The organism is Streptomyces sp. NPDC012825, from assembly GCF_042900925.1.
Classification (GTDB): domain Bacteria; phylum Actinomycetota; class Actinomycetes; order Streptomycetales; family Streptomycetaceae; genus Streptomyces.
This window is the reverse complement of the sequence record NZ_JBIBBZ010000023.1, coordinates 1-17,655: the sequence shown is the minus strand read 5'-3', so window position 1 is coordinate 17,655 and position 17,655 is coordinate 1. Positions and strand designations below refer to the sequence as shown.

General features: G+C 73.0%; 18 protein-coding genes. 3 read left to right on the top strand and 15 right to left on the bottom strand.

Annotated features, from left to right (window positions below):
• Positions 1-35: 35 nt before the first annotated feature.
• Positions 36-1,175 carry an acyl-CoA dehydrogenase family protein gene (locus tag ACFY7E_RS29755; protein WP_389490223.1) on the bottom strand — a complete coding sequence of 380 codons (1,140 nt, stop codon included), beginning with the start codon at positions 1,173-1,175 and terminating at the stop codon, positions 36-38.
• A gap of 34 nt (positions 1,176-1,209) precedes the next feature.
• Positions 1,210-1,995, bottom strand: a complete 786-nt coding sequence (fabG, locus tag ACFY7E_RS29750; RefSeq protein WP_389490221.1) for a 3-oxoacyl-ACP reductase FabG — start codon at positions 1,993-1,995, stop codon at positions 1,210-1,212.
• 282 nt (positions 1,996-2,277) lie between these two features.
• Here fabG and ACFY7E_RS29745 point away from each other — a divergent pair, with 282 nt between their 5' ends.
• Positions 2,278-2,925 (top strand): hypothetical protein, encoded by a 648-nt coding sequence (locus ACFY7E_RS29745; protein WP_389490218.1) that lies wholly within the window; start codon positions 2,278-2,280, stop codon positions 2,923-2,925.
• 91 nt (positions 2,926-3,016) lie between these two features.
• Here the strand turns inward: ACFY7E_RS29745 and ACFY7E_RS29740 are convergent, their stop codons facing one another.
• From ACFY7E_RS29740 to ACFY7E_RS29725, 4 genes are read right to left on the bottom strand one after another with little or no spacing between them, the layout of a single operon-like run.
• Positions 3,017-4,147: a nucleotide disphospho-sugar-binding domain-containing protein gene (locus tag ACFY7E_RS29740; protein ID WP_389490216.1), complete on the bottom strand. Its 1,131-nt coding sequence runs from the start codon at positions 4,145-4,147 to the stop codon at positions 3,017-3,019.
• Positions 4,144-5,160, bottom strand: a complete 1,017-nt coding sequence (locus ACFY7E_RS29735) for a zinc-binding alcohol dehydrogenase family protein (RefSeq protein WP_389490214.1) — start codon at positions 5,158-5,160, stop codon at positions 4,144-4,146. The genes ACFY7E_RS29740 and ACFY7E_RS29735 overlap by 4 nt, the downstream gene beginning before the upstream one ends.
• A 53-nt stretch (positions 5,161-5,213) precedes the next feature.
• Positions 5,214-5,654: a nuclear transport factor 2 family protein gene (locus ACFY7E_RS29730; RefSeq protein ID WP_389490212.1), complete on the bottom strand. Its 441-nt coding sequence runs from the start codon at positions 5,652-5,654 to the stop codon at positions 5,214-5,216.
• A gap of 14 nt (positions 5,655-5,668) precedes the next feature.
• Positions 5,669-6,445: a BTAD domain-containing putative transcriptional regulator gene (locus ACFY7E_RS29725; RefSeq protein ID WP_389490209.1), complete on the bottom strand. Its 777-nt coding sequence runs from the start codon at positions 6,443-6,445 to the stop codon at positions 5,669-5,671.
• A gap of 173 nt (positions 6,446-6,618) precedes the next feature.
• On the opposite strand from ACFY7E_RS29725, the gene ACFY7E_RS29720 reads away from it, so the two are divergent.
• Positions 6,619-7,605 (top strand): 3-hydroxyacyl-CoA dehydrogenase NAD-binding domain-containing protein, encoded by a 987-nt coding sequence (locus ACFY7E_RS29720; protein ID WP_389490207.1) that lies wholly within the window; start codon positions 6,619-6,621, stop codon positions 7,603-7,605.
• Between the two features lie 43 nt (positions 7,606-7,648).
• A complete protein-coding gene (locus ACFY7E_RS29715) occupies positions 7,649-8,152 on the top strand; it encodes a flavin reductase family protein (protein WP_389490205.1) in 504 nt (167 codons plus the stop codon).
• A gap of 157 nt (positions 8,153-8,309) precedes the next feature.
• Here ACFY7E_RS29715 and ACFY7E_RS29710 read toward each other — a convergent pair whose 3' ends face one another.
• The 9 genes from ACFY7E_RS29710 to ACFY7E_RS29670 all read right to left on the bottom strand — a co-directional run.
• Positions 8,310-9,335 (bottom strand): carbohydrate kinase family protein, encoded by a 1,026-nt coding sequence (locus ACFY7E_RS29710; protein WP_389490203.1) that lies wholly within the window; start codon positions 9,333-9,335, stop codon positions 8,310-8,312.
• Between the two features lie 42 nt (positions 9,336-9,377).
• Entirely contained in the window at positions 9,378-10,343 is a 966-nt protein-coding gene (locus tag ACFY7E_RS29705; RefSeq protein WP_389490201.1) for an NAD-dependent epimerase/dehydratase family protein, read from the bottom strand.
• Complete coding sequence (locus ACFY7E_RS29700) at positions 10,340-11,062, bottom strand: methyltransferase domain-containing protein (RefSeq protein ID WP_389490199.1); 723 nt, start codon at positions 11,060-11,062, stop codon at positions 10,340-10,342. Before ACFY7E_RS29700 ends, ACFY7E_RS29705 begins: the two co-directional genes overlap by 4 nt.
• A gap of 50 nt (positions 11,063-11,112) precedes the next feature.
• Positions 11,113-12,552 (bottom strand): NDP-hexose 2,3-dehydratase family protein, encoded by a 1,440-nt coding sequence (locus ACFY7E_RS29695; RefSeq protein WP_389490197.1) that lies wholly within the window; start codon positions 12,550-12,552, stop codon positions 11,113-11,115.
• The gene (rfbB, locus tag ACFY7E_RS29690) at positions 12,549-13,550 is read right to left on the bottom strand and encodes a dTDP-glucose 4,6-dehydratase (RefSeq protein WP_389490195.1); all 1,002 of its coding nucleotides are present in this window, start codon (positions 13,548-13,550) and stop codon (positions 12,549-12,551) included. The genes ACFY7E_RS29695 and rfbB overlap by 4 nt, the downstream gene beginning before the upstream one ends.
• Positions 13,547-14,611 (bottom strand): glucose-1-phosphate thymidylyltransferase, encoded by a 1,065-nt coding sequence (locus ACFY7E_RS29685; protein WP_389490193.1) that lies wholly within the window; start codon positions 14,609-14,611, stop codon positions 13,547-13,549. The genes rfbB and ACFY7E_RS29685 overlap by 4 nt, the downstream gene beginning before the upstream one ends.
• Positions 14,608-15,738 (bottom strand): DegT/DnrJ/EryC1/StrS family aminotransferase, encoded by a 1,131-nt coding sequence (locus ACFY7E_RS29680; protein WP_389490191.1) that lies wholly within the window; start codon positions 15,736-15,738, stop codon positions 14,608-14,610. The genes ACFY7E_RS29685 and ACFY7E_RS29680 overlap by 4 nt, the downstream gene beginning before the upstream one ends.
• Before the next feature lie 35 nt (positions 15,739-15,773).
• Complete coding sequence (locus ACFY7E_RS29675) at positions 15,774-16,745, bottom strand: aromatase/cyclase (RefSeq protein WP_389490189.1); 972 nt, start codon at positions 16,743-16,745, stop codon at positions 15,774-15,776.
• 38 nt (positions 16,746-16,783) lie between these two features.
• Positions 16,784-17,655: acyl-CoA carboxylase subunit beta (locus ACFY7E_RS29670; RefSeq protein ID WP_389490187.1), on the bottom strand; the 872-nt coding region annotated here is incomplete at its 5' end.

Here is a 17,655-nt window from a genome sequence, read left to right as displayed (position 1 = left end):
GGGTGTTCCGGCCGGTCACGCGGCTCGCGTGCCGGTCACGGGGTGTCGAGGGCCCGCGAGACGCGGACCAGCGCGCTCGCGGCGGAGGGGAACTGCAGGCCGCTGTGGCCGGCACCGGCGTTGACGTCCCGCCAGAACCGCTGGAGCGGTTCGGTGTCGGACTGGCCCCTGCTGCCCGAGGAGCGCAGCAGCCGGTCGGCGGCGTCGGCGAGCAGTTCGGCCGCGAGCGCGCAGTCGCGCCCGTTCCGGGCCGTCAGGAGCGGGTCGAGGGTGTCGCGGTCCAGGACGTCCGCGACCCGGTCGAGCAGCAGGGCGGCGGCGTCGATCTCGCCGTCGGTGCGGGCCAGCGTCAGTTCGTACGGGGTCCGGTCCGCCGCTCCGGTGACGGCGGCGGCCGGTGCCCGGAGCTTGACGCGCACCAGGCCGGACCAGTGGCGCAGGGCGCCGCGGGCCGCGCCGAGCAGGGGCGCCGTGAGGGTCAGGCCGTTGGCGGCCTTCAGGGGGACGCGGTGGCAGCGGGCCTCGGCGTCGGGGGCCCGCCCGGCGAGGAGGTCGGCGAGGGCGACGGACCGTGCGTCGGGCACGGTGACGGCGTCGAGGACCAGGGTGTTGCTGCCGGTGGCCCGCAGGCCGACGTTGAACCAGGAGTCCCCGAGTCCGTAGGAGGAGCGGGGCACGGCGAAGAAGCGCGGCTCCTGGTGTTCGCCGCCGGTCGTCCGGGCGCAGACCAGGGCCCAGGCCGAGGAGTCGATCCCGCTGACGTACGGCCACTGGCCGCTGACGCGCCAGCCGCCGGGGACGCGTTCGGCGGTGCCGGCGGCGGCGAGCGCGGCGACGAGCGGGGTGTCGGGGCCGTCCACCCAGAGTTCCGCCTGGCCCTCCGTCGGCAGGTGGGCGGCGAGGCGGCCGACGCTCGCGGCGAGGGAGGCGAACCAGGCGGCCGAGGTGCAGCCCTCGCCGATCGCGGTGACGGCGGGCAGCAGCACGCGGAAGGTGCCGGCCGAGCCGCCCCAGCGGGCCGGGACGAAGTGGCGGGCGAATCCGGCGGCCAGGATCGGGGTGACGACCTCCGGCGGCAGCCTCCGGTCGGCCTCGGCGGCCGCCGCGTGCTTGGCGGCGGTCTCGGCGGCCTCGCGCACGGCGTCCGGGGACAGTGATGTCGGCTGGGTGGGCATGGGGCTCCCTGAGGTGCTGGTCGCGGGCGTCCGGTCAGTAGTTGCCCAGGCCGCCGCAGACGTTGAGGGCCTGGGCGGTGACCGCGGCGGCTCCGTCGCCGACGAGGTAATCGACCATGGCGGCGACCTCGGAGGGCTCGACGTACCGTCCGATCGGCACCCGGGCGGTGACGCGCTCGAAGGTCTCCTCCTCGGTGGTCCCCCAGATGCCGGCGTAGTGGGCGCGGACCTTCTCGGCCATGGGGGTCTCGACGAAGCCGGGGCAGACGGCGTTGACGGTGATGCCGGTCTTGGCGAGCTCCAGGCCCCAGGCCTTGGTGAGTCCGACGACGCCGTGCTTGGAGGCCGAGTAGGGGGCGCCGTGCAGGACGCCCTGCTTGCCGCCGGTGGAGGCGATGTTGACGATGCGGCCGCGCTTCTTCCGCTGCATGCCACCGACGGTGAGCACCGCCTTCGTCATCCGGAAGACGCTGTTGAGGTTGGTGTTGACGACGTCGAGCCAGAGTTCGTCGGTGACGTCGGCGGTGATGCCGCCGCCGCTGCGGCCGGCGTTGTTGACCAGGACGTCGATGGGGCCGTAGCGGGCGACGGCGGCCGTGACGAAGGCCGTGATCTGCTCGGGGTCGGCGACGTCGCAGGTGCTGCCGTCGGCGTCGAAGCCACGGTCCTGCAGCTGCTTGACGGCCTCGGCGAGGCGGTCCGCCGACCGGGCGCAGAGGTAGACCCGGTGGCCCGTCCCGGCCAGGCGGGCGGCGATCTCCCGTCCGATGCCACTGGTCGCGCCGGTGACCACGGCCACACGGCCGTTCGCCTGAGTCATGGGGGCCTCCAAGAAGGTTTCCGTACAGGGGTGCCGGGGTTCCGAGTGCGGTGGTCCCGGCCCGGCCGACGGTCGCTCCGGGGTCTCGAAGGTCGTTCGAAGCGCGCTCGAAGGGGCCCGACGGACGGTGGCGAAGCGGAACTTCGAGTTCTGCTCGACGGGACGACGACGGCCCTTCGAGCCGCGCGACGATGCTTTCGTCTCGCCGGCACCACCCACCTCCCTGCTCTCGGTCACGAGGCGGGGCCCCCACGTACCGCAGCGAGAGAGGCCACAGGCACCATGAAGAAGAAGAGCGCGGCGGGAATCGCCGCCGCCCTGAGCATCTCGGCGGCCACCGCAATGCTGGGCGTCGCCTCTCCGGCGAACGCCACCGGCGGGGGCACCAGCACCTCGTCGACCGTCGGCTACGTGTGCCAGAGCCGCTACGACGGCGCGTGGTTCCCCATCAACGGGTACTCCCGGGGCTTCACGACCACGGCCCCGACGCAGGTCAGCCCCGGCGGCGCGTTCAACGTGGCGTTCGACCCCGCGCCGATCCTGGCCGTCGGCGACTACAACAAGGAACTCACCGACATCGAGGTCGCCTACAAGGTGTCGCCCGAGGCCCGGGTCCTCGGCTACAAGCTGGTCGGCGGCAGCAACCTCGGCTCGGCGAGCTTCCACGTCGAGCGCCGTGGCGCCGAGTTCGTCGTCACCTCGCCCGACACCCTGCCCGGCGGCGTCGAGTTCGACCTGCCCACCCTCGTGGTCGCGCTGCGCGCGCCCCACACCCCGGGCTCGGTCACGACCGCCCCCGGCGGCTCCAGCTTCGAGAACCGTTCCTTCGGCTGGAACCGTCTGCACCCGGCGAACAACCAGTGGGACCCGTTCCAGTGCTACGCCAACCCGGCGACCCCCGTCGTGTTCAGCACGACGAAGGTCGGCTGACGCGAGCGCACACGCGGCACACGCCGGGGGCGGTCACGGGAGATCCCGTGACCGCCCCCGGCGTTCCCGTCCCGGGCGGCGCCCACCCGGGTCAGGCGGCCAGCCGTTCCAGTACCGCCACCACCTCCGCCGGGGCGGGGAGGGCGGCGATCTCGTCCGCGATCCCACCGGCGCTCTTCCGGTGGCCGGGGTCCTCCAGGAGCTCCCGGCACGCCCGCAGCACGGCCTCGGGCGTGGTCTCCTCGGGGAAGAGAACCAGGGCGGCGCCCCGCTCGGCCGTGCGGCGCATGGTCGAGGCGAAGATGTCCCAGCGAGGCAGCAGCAGTTGCGGCGTCCCGGCCCCGAGCGCGGTCATCCCGGTGACTCCTCCGCCGTGGTGGACCAGGAGGTCGCAGGTCGGGGCGACGACGTCGAGTGGCATCCAGCCGATCCGCACCCGCCCCGCGGTCGCCCGCAGCCGGGCCGCCGCCTCCTCGGGCGCCGCTACCAGGATCTCGGCGTCGAAGGCGGCGAGGTCCGCGACCAGCCCGGCCAGGAAGTCCCGGTTGGCCTCCGTCTCCCGGCTGCCGGAGGTCACGCACACCCGGGGCCGCTCACCCCGGCCGTACATCCACCGTTCGAGCGGCTGCTGCCGGTTGTACGGGACCCAGCGCATCGACTGCGCCGGGTCGGCGTCCTCCGGCCGCAGGCCGGGCGGGCAGACGTCGACGCGGAGCGCCGGGTGGGGGAGCCGGTCGAGCCCCAGCGCCTCCAGCTCCGGGCGGAGTTCCTCCGCGGCGTACGGATCGACGCCCCGGGTGTCGTACAGGTCCCAGGCCTGCCGGACGTACGGGACGCCCCGTTCGGCCGCGAGCAGCGGGGCCGCGTACGACATGCTGCCGCCGACGACCAGTTCGGGACGCCAGTGGGCGGCGAGCTCCCGCAGGCCGGGCAGGCTCTCGGCGGCGAGCCGGCCGAACCAGCCGCCGTGATGGCGGCGTTCGGGCTCGACGCCCCGGGGCATCCGGGGCACCGGCCGGCCGGCCCGATCGGTGACGATCAGGCTGTCCCAGGTGCGGGGGGTGACCGCCGCGCCGGGCAGACCGATGCCGGTGATGTGCGGGACGAGTTCCTCCGTCCCGGCCACGATCACCCGGTGTCCCGCCTGGCGCGCGGCGACGGCCAGGGAGGCGAGTCCGAAGACGGTCGCCGGACTGGGCCCGGCGACGAACAGGATCCTCACGCGGCGCTCCCGGTGGTCCGGTCGCCGCGGCCGGTGAGGAGCACGATGCGCCCCAGCTGGGCCCGGCTCTCGACGATCTCGTGCGCCTTGCCGACGTCCTCCAAGGGGAGCGTCGCGTGCACGGTCTGCCGGACGGTGCCGGCGAGCAGGTGGGCGGTGAGCGCGTCGTGGTCGGCCCGGTACCGCTCGGGCCGCGCGGAGCGCCACGCCGACAGGGCGAAGCCGGTGAGGAACTTCATGCCGATGAGTTCCATCGGCGAGACGGCGGGGATGTCGGGGCCGCCGCCGGCCGAACCGTAGAAGACGAGCCTGCCGAACGGGGCGAGGAGGCGCACGCCCTGCCGCAGCACCTCACCTCCGACGCTGTCGAGGATCACGTCGACGCCACGCCCGCCGGTGGCCTCGCGGACGGCGTCCGCCCAGTCCGCGCGGCTGTAGTCGACGGCGACGTCCGCGCCGAGGGAGCGGGCATAGGCGCACTTCTCGGGCGTGCCGGCGGTGGCGATCACGGTCGCACCGGCGAGCCGGGCCAGCTGGACGGCGAGGTGGCCGATGCCTCCCGAAGCGGCGTGCACGAGGACGCTCTCCCCGGGGGCGAGCGAGGCCGTGCCCATGGTGCCCATGGCGATCGGCCCGGGGGCGGGGAGCGCCGTGGCCTGGGCGGCGTCGAGTGCGGCGGGGACGGGGAGCACGGTGTCCGCGTCGACGACGACGTACTCGGCGTAGGCGCCGTGCAGGGTGAAGGCGCCGACCCGGTCGCCGACCACGATGCCGGTGACACCGGGCCCGACGGCGACGACGTCGCCGACGACGTCGCCGCCGAGCGTGATGGGGAACTCGGGGCGCCACATGGGGGCGGGGAAGGCGTTCCGCCGCATCTGGGTCTGGGCGAAGCCCACCGAGACGGCCTCGGCCTCGATCAGCACCTGGCCGGGGCCCGGCTCCGGTATCGGCACCTCTTCGGTGCGCAGCACCTCGGGGCCGCCGTACTCATGGATTCGGACAGCGCGCATGGCGTTCCTCCGCGGAAGGGAGAAGGGACGGGGAAGGGAGGGAGCGGGGGCGGTCACGATCCCGGCACGTGGTCGTGGTCCACCCGGCGGGAGCGGGTGAGGAGCCGGCCGTCCTCCTCGACGAGGACGTCCCGGACCAGGCAGCTGGGGGCGATCTCGGGGACGCGCTCGCCCTCGCGGGTCAGCAGCGCCAGGACGTAGAAGGTGGCGTGGACGGTGCCGTCCTCCTGCTCCTGGACGTTCAGCATGTTGAACCAGTGGCGGCGCTGGACGGGTTCACCGGCGAAGCGCTCCTCGTGGAACGCCTTGAGCTCCTTGGCGATGCCCTCGCGGGTGTGGGCGGCGGGACGGCCGGGCGAGTGCCGGAACTCGCCGTCCTCGGTGAACGTCGCGGCGTACTCGTCGAACCGGCCGCTGTCGAGCGCCTGCATCTGCGCCGCGTGGAACTGCTGCACGCGGCTGTACAGGTCGCCTCGGACTCGGTGGGTGGACATGGTCTCTCCCTTCGTCAGGCCGCGCGGACGGAGCGCGCGACCGGGTTCAGTACCTCGTGGTGCAGCCGTTGCACATCGGGCGACGGCTCGATGCCCAGCTCGTCGGCGAGCGACCGCCACAGGTCGCGGTAGGCCTCGAGGGCCTCGGCCCGCCGGCCGCAGTTGTTGAGGGACTCGATGAGCTGGGCGTGGAACCACTCGTTGAGCGGATACTGATGGATGAGCGCCCGCAGTTCGGGGATGAGGTCGCGCTCGTTCCCGAGCTGTTTGAGCGCCTCGATGCGTCGCTCGACGGCGCGCACCCGCAGCTCCTCCAGGTACATCGTGTGCCCCTTGAGGACACGGCCGGTGGAGATGTTGGCCAGGGCGGGGCCGGTCCAGATGTCCAGGGCGTCGCTCAGGGTCCGGGCGGCCAGTTCGAGATGGCCCCGGTCGGCGGCCCGCCGCCCGGACTTCACGAGCTCCTCGAACTCCCGGGTGTCCAGGCCGTGCCCGGTGGGGTCGATGAGGTAGCCGGGGCTGCGGGTGACGAGGATCCGCTCGTCGGCTCCGGCGAGGCCCTCGCCGACGAGGATCTTGCGCAGGTGGTAGATGTACGTCTGCAGGGTGGTCAGGGCACTGCGCGGAGGGTTCTCGGCCCAGAGTTCCTGGATGAACGCATCGACCGGCACGATCTCCCGGGGCCGGGTGAGCAGCAGCGCGAGGACCTGACTGGCTTTCGGGGTGGGGGGGATGCACGAGCGGCCGTCCTCCGTGGTGATCTCGAAGGGGCCGAGGAGATGGAATTTCACTGACTGACCTCGGACGTCTCGTTTCCGGTCGGTTCCGGACTGGCGGATGACTGTCACTGACTTCTGCGGGTGTCCTCCGTCGAGCGCGTGTCGAGGGTCCGTCGAGCACGGCGGACCAGCATGGGCCCGTACGAGAGCGCATGCGGGGACACCAGGACGGGAGAACGAAAACGATGAGCGGAACCGGCCGGCCCACCGTGGCGGTGATCGGCGCGGGGACGATCGGCCTCGGGTGGATCACCCTGTTCCTCGGACACGGCCTGGACGTGCGGGTGAACAGCCGCCGTCCCGAAGCGCGGAGCGTCGTCCTCGGGGGTCTGCGCACCTTCGTGCCCACGCTGCCCGGCGGCGCCGATGCAGACCCTGAGGAATTCCTCGAACGGGTGACCTTCGAGCCGGACGTGGCCCACGCCGTGGAGGGCGCCGACGTCGTCCAGGAGAACGCCCCCGAGGACCTGCTCCTCAAGCAGGAGCTGTACGGCCGCATCGGCGAAGCGGCTCCGGCACACGCTCTGTTGCTGTCGTCGACGTCCACGCTGCTGCCCGACGCCATGGGCGAGCGGATGAAGGACTCCGGCCGCCTGGTCGTCGGTCATCCCTTCAACTCCCCCCACGTCGTTCCCCTGGTGGAGGTGGTCGGGGGCGAGCGGACGGACCCGGACGCGGTGGCGGAGGCCGTGGACTTCTACCGTTCGGTGGGCCGGACGCCCGTCGTCCTGCGCCGGCCGATCGCCCGCTTCGTGGCGAACCGGCTGCAGTCCGCGCTGCTCCGGGAGAGCATCCACCTCGTCCGTGAGGGCGTGGTGACGATGGAGGAGCTGGACACCGTCGTCACGCGGTCGATCGGCCTGCGGTGGTCCACGATCGGCCCGTTCCACGCCTTCCACCTCGGTGGCGGCGAGGGCGGTCTGCGCAAGTGGCTCGGCCATCTCGGCGTGGGCCTGGAGAGGAGCTGGGCCGAACTCGGTTCGCCCCGGATGACCGAGGAGACGATCGACGCCCTCGGCTCGGAGGCCGAGCGCCTCTTCGGCGGCACCGGGTACGCGCGCCTGTGCCTGGAGCGCGATCTGCGGCACCGCGCGGTGCTCGACGCGCTCGCGGCGGTCGAGGCGGAGCGCGGCACCGTGACGGGGAGCGGCGAGCCCGGGAGCGCGTCGTGAGCGCCGTACCGTGCCGGCGGGCGACCCCGCGCGGAGGTGCGTCATGAGCGTGCGCGCGGACATCAGGGCCGTACGGGACGCGGAGACGTTCAAGGACGTGCTCTCCCTCCTCGCCTCGCCGCTCACGCTCGTGACGACAGCGGACGAGGAGGGGCGCCGCTGGGGGCTCACGGCGAGTTCGGTCACCTCCGCCTCGCTCGCTCCGCCGCTCGTCGTGGTGGGCATAGCCCGCACCTCCAGTTGCGCGGCGGCGCTGTCCGTCGCGTCCGAGTTCGTGGTCAACGTGCTCGGGGAGCAGCACGAGGAGCTCGCCCGCAGATTCGCCACCCCGGGCATCGACCGGTTCGCCGGTCAGGCCCTCGACTCCTGGCCCGGCACCGGCCTGCCCTTCGTCCCCGACGCGCACGCGGCGTTCCGCTGCGCGGTCGAGGACCGGCTGCGGGTCGGGGACCACGAGCTGCTGGTGGGGCGTCCGACGGAGGCGCTCCTCGACGGGGACTCCTCGCCGCTGCTCTGGCACCGCAGGGCGTTCCGTACGGCGACCTGACCGCCGCCGGGGCCCGCCGCCCGTGTGCGGGGGCGACGGGCCACCGGTCGGCCGCGCGGTTCGGGGTGGCGGCCGGGCCCGGTTCAGGGGAGCGGCCGGGCGCGCTTTCAGGACCACGCGGCCCCGGCCCCCTCCGGGCCGCCGGCGCGATTCAGGACTACGCGGCCCCGACCGTCTCTGCCGTCTCCACTGTCTCGACCGCCCGTACCGTCCTGGTCTCCGGCGCGAGATCCGCCGCGGCCTCCGGCCCGTACGTGTCCGCGATGCGGGCGAGCAGCATCTCGCCGTCGAGGGTGTAGGCCTGCGGTCCCACGGACTCCAGGGCCGTGGTGGCGAGGGCGGCGCCGAGCCGGGCGGCCCGCACCGGGTCGTCCGCCCGGACCGTGGCCGCGAGAAACCCGGCCCGGAAGGCGTCCCCGGCTCCGGTGGGTTCCACGGGTCCGTCCGCGGGAACGGCCGCCACGTCGACGGCCGGGCGACCGCCGGCCAGGATCCGCGCGCCGTCCGCGCCCCGGGTGATCACCCAGGTGCCGACCCGCTCCAGGACCTGCCGCTCGGTCCATCCCGTCCGCTCCTGGACGAGCTGGGCCTCGTACGCGTTGGTGAAGAGGACGCGCGGGCCTCGCAGGAGCAGCCGTACCTCCTCCCCGTCGAGGCGCGCCAGCTGCTGGGAGGGGTCGGCGCAGAACGCGACGCCGAGCCCGGCCGCCTCACTGGTGTGCCGCAGCATGGCCTCCGGGTCGTTCGGCGAGACGAGCACCAGGTCGAGACCCCCGGCGCGGGCGAGCACGGGGGCGAGGGCGATGTGCCGCGCCTCGCTCATCGCACCCGCGTAGAAGGTGCCGATCTGGTGCTGGTCACGGTCGGTGGTGCAGATGAACCGGGCCGTGTGCCGGGTCTCGCTGACGTGCACGGAGCCGGTGTCGACGCCCTGTGCCTCGAGCCGTCGCCCGTACTCGGCGAAGTCCCGGCCCACGGCCCCCACGAGCAGGGGCCGCAGTCCGAGGGCGCCGAGGCCGAAGGCGATGTTCGCCGCCACGCCGCCCCGGCGCACCTCCAGCTCGTCGGCGAGGAAGGAGAGCGAGACCTTGTCCAGCTCGCCTTCGATGAGCTGGTCCCCGAACCGGCCGGGAAACGTCAGCAAATGGTCGGTGGCGATGGAGCCTGTCACCGCGATACGCACATCCACTCCACTCTGTTTCGGGGGTGAGGGCCCGGCCGTCGTTCAGACGGCGGCGGGCCGGCCGCTGACGTCCGCCCAGTAGGCGGCGAGCGACTCCTCGAGTCCGCGCCTCGGCTCCCAGCCGAGGACCTCACGGGCCGGGGCGAGATCCGTCTCGATCCAGTCCCGCTCCGCCCCGGCGCCGGGCTGCGCCGGCCGTTCGACGATGCGGGCGGGGACGCCGCTCACGCGCACCAGGAGGTCGACGAGCCACCGTACGGGCACGGCCTCGCCGCGCCCGATGTCGACGGCCCGGCCGCTGACGGGCGAGAGTGCCGCCGCGAGCACGGCCTCCGACACGTCCCGTACGTCGACGTAGTCGCGGTGGGCGCGCAGCGGGGCGAGTTCGACGGTGACCCGTCCGCCGCCGCCGGCACCCGTCACGAGCCGCTCGGCGACCCGGCCGAGCAGGCTGACGTCGGGGGCGCCGACACCCGACACGTTGGAGACGCGCAGGACGAGGGCCCGCACGGCGCCGCTCGCCGCCGCCTCCAGGACGGCACGGGAGGCGGCGAGCTTCGCCCTTCCGTACGGGGTCGTCGGTTCGGGTGCCGGGTCGGGGCGCGGGGCGCCGTCGGGCGGCAGCGGGCCGTGTTCGAGGACGGAGCCGAGGTGGACGAGCCGGGGCCGGTCCCCCAGGGTGGCCAGGGCGTCGAGGAGCCGCACGGTGGGAACGGTGCAGATGCGCTCCATGGCGGCGTCGTCCCGGCTCCAGATGCTCCCGGTGGAATTGACGACCACGTCGGGGCGCTCGGACGCCAGGATGCGGGCGAGCGTGTCCGGGGGGGTCTCCGCCAGGTCGAGGGCGAGGAACCGCGACGCGACGGGCGTCGCGGGGACGGTCCGGGCCACGGCCAGGACGTCCCAGCCGGCGGTACGGAAGTCCGCGCAGACGGTGCGTCCCACGAAGCCCGTGCCGCCGAGCACCATGACGCGCGGGGTCCGTGCGGCCGGCGGGACGGCCGTCACTTGCGGACCCCGACGAGGAACCCGCGGGCGGACACCGGGCTCTCGATCCGCTCGAAGGCGAAGCCCGCGGCGGTGAAGGCGGCCTCGTACCGCTCGGTGGCGAAGAGCCGGCACACGTGGTCCTCGGTGAAGTGCCGTACGCCGTGATCGGCGTGGGCCACGACGTAGTGGACGCGCATGAGGGAGGCGTCGCCCGCAGGCGTGGCGAGCGAGGCGTGCGAGACGCGGGCCACGTGGGTTCCGTCGGCCTCGACCACGTCGGCGGAGACGTGTCCGGGCGTGAAGGTGTCCGGGGCCCACCACGGCTCGACGACCAGGACGCCGCCGGGGTTCAGGTGGCGGGCGAAGGCGCGCAGGGCGGCGTCGAGTTCGTCGGCCGAGTCGACGTAGCCGATGGAGCCGAACAGGCAGACCGCGGCGTCGAAGCGGCGGCCGAGGTCGAACGCGCGCATATCGCCGAGGGTGAGCGGGACATCGGGCAGCCGGGTCCTGGCCAGGGCGAGCATGGGCTCGGAGAGCTCGACGCCTTCGACGTGCTCGTACCGTCCGGCGAAGCGGGCGAGGTGGGCGCCGGTGCCGCAGGCGATGTCGAGGAGGGAGGCGGCGCCGGGCATGCGGTCCTCGACGAGTCCGGCGACCTCGGCGGCCTCGCCGTCGAAGTCCTTGCCGCGGGCACTGTGCAGGAGGTCGTAGAGCTCGGCGGAGTCGTTTCCGTACATGGTCGTCCTCGGGGGATGCGATGGATGGCGGGACGGGGACCGGTGCGACGTCAGAGGGAGTCGACGGCGCCCGCGTTGATGCAGGCGAGCAGCGTGCGGGCCTGGACGTTCACGTAGCGCGCGTGCTGGGCGAGGGCTCCCAGCTGGCCGGGGGTGACCCACAGGTAGCCCTCCGGGGGTTCCTGCGGGGCACCGGGGCCGGCCTCGACGACGAGGTAGCGGCTCTCGGCGTTGAGGAACCGGCCGCCCTCCTCGGAGTGGACCGCCTCGTAGCGGATGCGCTCGGGTCCGGCCGTGAGGACCTCGTCCAGGAACGGGGGCCGGTCGGCGGGGTCGAGGCGGGCGTAGTTCTCCGGAGCGCACTGGACGGTGGGGGCCAGCTCCAGGACGTCGAGGAGGCCGGCTTCCACGCGCGCGTGGACCAGGAGGTGGGGGACGCCGTCGATGCGGCGGATGAGGAACGCGGTCACGCCCCGCCCGGTCGGTTCGATCAGCGGCTGCGTCCAGTCGGCGGTCTCGCGGCTGCCGGCCTCGACGGCGACCGCCACCACACGGAAGTAGCGGCCGTCCGCGCGCTCGACGGCGGTGGGGGTGCGGTGCCAGTCCCGTACCCCGGCGAGCGGGAGCCGTTCCACCCGGACCTCGTGGCGGGCGCGCTGGGTGGTGATCCAGGAGAGCAGTTCGCGGTCGGTGTGCAGGGCACGGGCGTGCCGGTCCTCGGTGGAGGCGGTCGGCAGTCCCGCGAGGACGGTGCGGGAGTCCATGTTGACGAGGTTGTCGAGGCGGAGCAGCCGTCCGATCTGGCCGAGGGTCAGCCAGCGGAAGTCCTCGTGCGGCGCCACGTCCTCGTCGGTCTCGACGAGGACGTTCCGGTTGGCCTTGCGCAGGAACCAGGAGCCGTGCTCGGACTGGAGGACGTCGGCGAGGACCCGTCCGCGGCGGGGGCCGAGGAAGTACTCCAGGTAGCGCACGTCCGCGCCCCTGTGCACCTTGGTGTAGTTGCTGCGGGTGGCCTGGACCGTCGGGGAGAGCTGGAGCAGGTTCCGGTTGCCCGGTTCCATCTTCGCCTGCATCAGGAAGTGCAGGACCCCGTCGATCTCTTTGGCCAGGATGCCGAGGATGCCGACCTCGGGCTGGTGGATGATGGGCTGCTGCCAGTGGGGGAAGGGCCCCCGGTCGACCGTGACGCCCACGCCCTCGACCGAGAAGAACCGGCCGCTGCGGTGGCCGAGGTTCCCGGACTCCGGTGCGAACGCCCAGTCTTCGAGGTCGGCGAAGGGGATGCGGTCGACGCGGAACCGGTGGGCGCGCAGGCGTTCCGCCAGCCAGCCGGTGACCTCCTCCGTGCGCGGGCGGGCGCCTTCCGGCGCGGCCGCCGAGCGGGCCAGGCGCAGGGCCAGGCCGGTCTCCGCGCGGCGGCGCAGGACCGCCGTCGCGGGGGCCGGCCCGGGCCCCGCCGCTCGGGTGACGGTGTCCGGGGGCCGGGTCACCGGCCCGACTCCGGAGTGGCGGCCGACCGCTCCCGGTGCTTGACCGGCTTCCACCACTGGGGGTTCTCGCGGTACCAGGCGACGGTGTCCGCGAGGCCGCGGTCGAAGGGAACGAGGGGTTCGTAACCGAGCTGTCCCCGGATCTTTCCGTCGTCGAGGGCGTAGCGGAGGTCGTGGCCCTTGCGGTCGGCGACGGGTCGGATCATGGACTCGTCGGCGCCACACAGCTCCACGAGGCGGCGGGTGAGGTCGAGGTTGGTGATCTCGTTCCCGCCGCCGACGTTGTAGATCTCGCCGGCTCCGCCGTGGGCGAGGACGAGGTGGACCGCCCGGCAGTGGTCTTCGACGTGCAGCCATTCACGGACGTTGCGGCCGTCTCCGTAGAGCGGCAGGGGGACCCCTTCGAGGAGGTTGGTGACGAAGAGCGGGACGAGCTTCTCGGGGTGCTGGTGGGAGCCGTAGTTGTTCGAGCAGCGGGTGATGGAGATGTCGAGGCGGTGGGTGCGCCAGTAGGAACGGGCGACGAGGTCGGCTCCCGCCTTGGACGCGGCGTACGGGGAGTTGGGCAGCAGTGGCCGGCTCTCCGTCCAGGAGCCCGTCTCGATCGATCCGTACACCTCGTCGGTGGAGACGTGGACGACCCGCTCGACGCCGGTCTCGACGCAGGCGTCGAGGACGGTCTGGGTGCCGCCGACGTTCGTGCGGACGAACTCGGCCGCGGAGTCCACGGAGCGGTCGACGTGCGACTCGGCGGCGAAGTGGACGAGGCTGTCGTGGCCCGGGAACACGTCGAGGAGCAGGGGGAGGTCGCAGACGTCGCCGTGGACGAAGTCGAGCCGGGGGTGGCCGGTGGGGAGGTTGTCCCGGTTGCCGGCGTAGCTGAGTTTGTCGACGACGGTGATCCGGGCGTCCTCGTAGCCCGGGTAGCCGCCCGCGAGCATCGTGCGGACGTAGTGGGAGCCGATGAAGCCGGCGCCGCCCGTGACGAGCACCCTCATGCGGCCACCTCGATACGGGTGTGGTCGCCGATCACGAGACGGTGGCCGTCGCCCTCGGCGCCGGCGCCGACGACGGCGTTGCGGCCGATGAGCGAGCCGCGCAGGCCGGTCACCGCGGTGATGGAGGCCCCGTCCATCACGATGGAATCGGTCAGGGTCGCCTCGCGCAGGAGGCAGTCGCGGCCGATGGAGGTGTGGGGACCGACCGTGCTGTCCTCGATCACCGTGCCGGCGCCGATGACGGCCGGTCCGGTGACGGTGGAGCGCACCAGGCGGGCGCCCGCTTCGAGCACGACGCGGCCGGTCAGCCGGCTGGCCGCGTCGGCCTCGCCGTCCACGCGGGCGTCCTGCTCGCCGAGCAGCTGCCGGTTGCAGGCGAGGACTTCCTCGACGCGTCCGGTGTCCTTCCAGTATCCGGAGTACTCGCTGGCCGTGACGCGGGAGCCGCGGGTGACGAGCCACTGGATGGCGTCGGTGATCTCCAGCTCGCCGCGGGCGCCGGGTTCGACGGCGGCGACGGCTTCGTGGATGGCGGCGGTGAAGAAGTACACGCCGATGAGGGCCAGGTCGCTGCGGGGCCGTTCGGGTTTCTCCACGAGCCGCTGGACGCTGCCGTCGGGAGCGAGTTCGGCCACGCCGAAGGCGCGGGGGTCGCGCACCTTGTGGACGACGACCAGGGCGTCGGGCCGCCGGGCGGTGAAGTCGGCGGCGATGCCGGCGATGCCGCCCGGGACCATGTTGTCGCCGAGGTACATCACGAAGTCGTCGTCGCCGAGGAAGGGGCGGGCGAGGGCGACGCAGTGCGCGAGGCCGAGCGGCTTCTCCTGGGGGATGAGGGTGATGCGCAGTCCCAGGCGGGAGCCGTCGCCGATGACCTCGGCGATCTCGTCGGCCCAGTCGCCGACGATGACGCCGACCTCGGTGATGCCCACGGCGCGGATGTTCTCCAGGACGTGTTCGAGGACGGGCTTGTTGGCGATCGGGATGAGCTGCTTGGGCATCGAGTAGCTGAAGGGGCGCAGACGGGTACCCGCTCCGCCGGACAGCACCAGGGCCTTCATGACCGGATCCCCTCGGTGAGGACCTCCCGCAGGGCGGAGATCACCTTGTCCTGGACGTCCTCGGAGAGCGAGGGGTACATCGGGAGGGAGAAGATCTCGCCGGCCAGCCGCTCGGTCACGGGCAGCGAACCCTTGGCGTGTCCGAGGTGCTCGAAGCCGCTCATCGTGTGCACCGGCCAGGGGTAGCTGATGTTCAGCGAGATGCCGTAGCCCTTGAGGCGCTCGATGATCTCGTCGCGTCGCGGGTGGCGGACGACGTAGACGTAGTAGACGTGCTCGTTGCCCTCGGCCGTGGCGGGCAGCTGGAGCCCGCCGGGTGCGCAGAGGTCCCCGAGGCCCTCCTCGTAGCGGCGGGCGACCGCCCTGCGTCCCCCGACGTAGGCGTCGAGGCGGCGGAGCTTGCGCCGGAGGATCTCGGCCTGCACCTCGTCGAGGCGGGAGTTGTGGCCGGGGATCTGGACGACGTAGTAGGTCTCCGCCATGCCGTAGTAGCGCAGGCGTCGCAGGGCGGCGTCGACACCGGCGTCGTCGGTGACGACCGCGCCGGCGTCGCCGTACGCGCCGAGGACCTTCGTCGGGTAGAAGGAGAAGGCGGCGGCGTCACCGATGGTGCCGGCGGTCCGGCCGTGGTGGCGGGCGCCGTGCGACTGGGCGCAGTCCTCGAGGATCTTCAGGCCGTGCTGTTCGGCGAGGCGCTCCAATGGGGCCATGTCCACGCACTGGCCGTAGAGGTGGACGGGCAGCAGGGCCTTGGTCCGGGGGGTGATGGCCGCCGCCACCTGGTCGGTGTCCATCAGGAAGTCCTGCTCGCGGATGTCCACGAAGACGGGGACGGCTCCGGTGCCGTCGATGGCGACGACGGTGGGCGCGGCGGTGTTGGAGACCGTGATGACCTCGTCGCCGGGGCCGACTCCGAGGGCCTGGAGGCCGAGTTTCACGGCGTTGGTGCCGTTGTCGACGCCCGTGCAGTGGGCGAGGCCGTGGTAGGCGGCGAACTCGCTCTCGAAGCCCTCGACGGAGGGCCCGAGGATCAGGCGGCCGGAGCGGAAGACGGTGTCCACCGCGTCGATGATGTCGTCGCGTTCGTTCTCGTACTCCGGGAGGTAGTCCCAGACGTAGGTGGTCATGGTGTTCCTTCTGCGAGTGCGGACTTCGGACGAGGTCAGCGACGGGCTGCGGCGTACGCTCCGGCGTGCCGCAGCGTGGCCAGGCTGTTCGCTCCCAGCGCTTCGCGGAGGTAGCGGCGCGCCGCCGGGATGTCGGCGGTCTCGCCGAGGACCCGGGTGACGGCGGCGGACTCGATCACGGCGGTGTGGCGGGAGGTGACGGTGGTGACGCCGGGGCCGTCCTCCTCGAAGCTCCATGCGCCGGTGTGCAGGGACATCAGCGGGGGCAGGGTGGTCTGTTTGTAGACGATTCGCTCGTACGGGACGCAGACACGCACCGACTCGGTGGTGTGCGGGCTGCCGTCCCTGGTCAGGGTGTCCATGGCCAGGATCTGGACGCCGGGACCGGCGTCCCGCAGGTTCACGGCCATGACGTGGGGGAGGCGGTCGGCCCAGTGCTGGGCCTGGTCGATGAAGTCGTAGACGTCCTTGACGTGGCCTTCGAGGCGCACGGTGTCCTCGAAGGTGAGGAAGGTGTCACCCCCGCCGGCCTCGCCGGTGCCGCCGGCGCCCGTGGCGCGTTCGGCGTGGCGCTTGAGGGCGGCGAGTTCCGCCCGGCTGTTGGCGTCCACGGCGCGATCGATCCAGTCGAGGGTGCCGGGGTCGTCGCCGACGGCGCGGAAGTCGTGCAGCAGCCGTACGCGGCACTCCCCCGGTCCGGTGGGTTCGACGATCCAGGCGCCGCCCATCGCGGCCATCGGCGGGCTCGGCACCTCCTGCCGGAAGTCGACGCGGAGTCCGTCCCGGTCCAGGGCGCGCCGGGACGTCCAGTGCTTGACCTGGCCGTCGACGGTGGCCCAGAGCCGGATGCGCTCCTCCTTGTCGCCGCGCTCCAGGTGGTCGGCGTGGACCGAGGGCGGGAAGATCGCGGGCCAGCCACCGACGTCGGCGATCAGTTCGTAGAGCCGCTCGGCCGTCGCGCGGACGGTGATCTCGTGTGCGGTCTCCCGTGTGGCGGGCTGGGTCATGGTCGGCTCCTTGAGGTCGGCGCCCGGCCGTTGCGTTGTCACTGCGGCGGGTTTCCGTGTTTGCGCGCGGGGAGGTCGGCGTGCTTGGTGCGGAGCATGTCCAGCGCGCGGACGAGCACCCGGCGGGTGTCGGCGGGGTCGATGACGTCGTCGACCAGACCGCGTTCGACGGCGTAGTAGGGGTGCATCAGCTCGGTCTTGTACTCCTTGATCTTCTGCAGGCGTTCCGCCTCGGGGTCCGGGGCGCTCGCGATCTGCTTGCGGAAGATGACGTTGGCGGCGCCCTCGGCGCCCATGACCGCGATCTCGTTGGTGGGCCAGGCGTAGGTCAGGTCGGCGCCGATGGACTGGGAGTCCATGACGATGTAGGCGCCGCCGTAGGCCTTGCGCAGGACGACGGAGATCCGGGGCACGGTCGCGTTGCAGTACGCGTAGAGGAGCTTCGCGCCCCTCCTGATCACGCCGTTGTGCTCCTGTCCGACTCCGGGGAGGAAGCCGGGCACGTCCACGAGCGTGACGATCGGGATGCTGAAGGCGTCGCACAGCTGGACGAAGCGGGCCCCCTTCTCGGAGGCGTCGATGTCCAGGACGCCCGCCATCACGGAGGGCTGGTTGGCGACGATCCCGACGACCCGGCCGTCCAGCCGGGCGAGGGTGCAGACCAGGTTGGCCGCCCAGCCGCTGTGCACCTCCATGTGCTCCTCGTCGTCGACGAGTTCCTCGATCACGACGCGGACGTCGTAGGCGCGCACGGGGTCGGCCGGCACGAGGTCGAGGAGGGCGGGGGTCGCCCGGTCCGGTGAGTCGTCCGGCGCGACGGCCGGGGGGTTCTCGCGGTTGTTCTGCGGGAGCATCGACAGGAGGTAGCGGACCTCGGCGATGCAGGTCTCCTCGTCGTCGTACGCGAAGT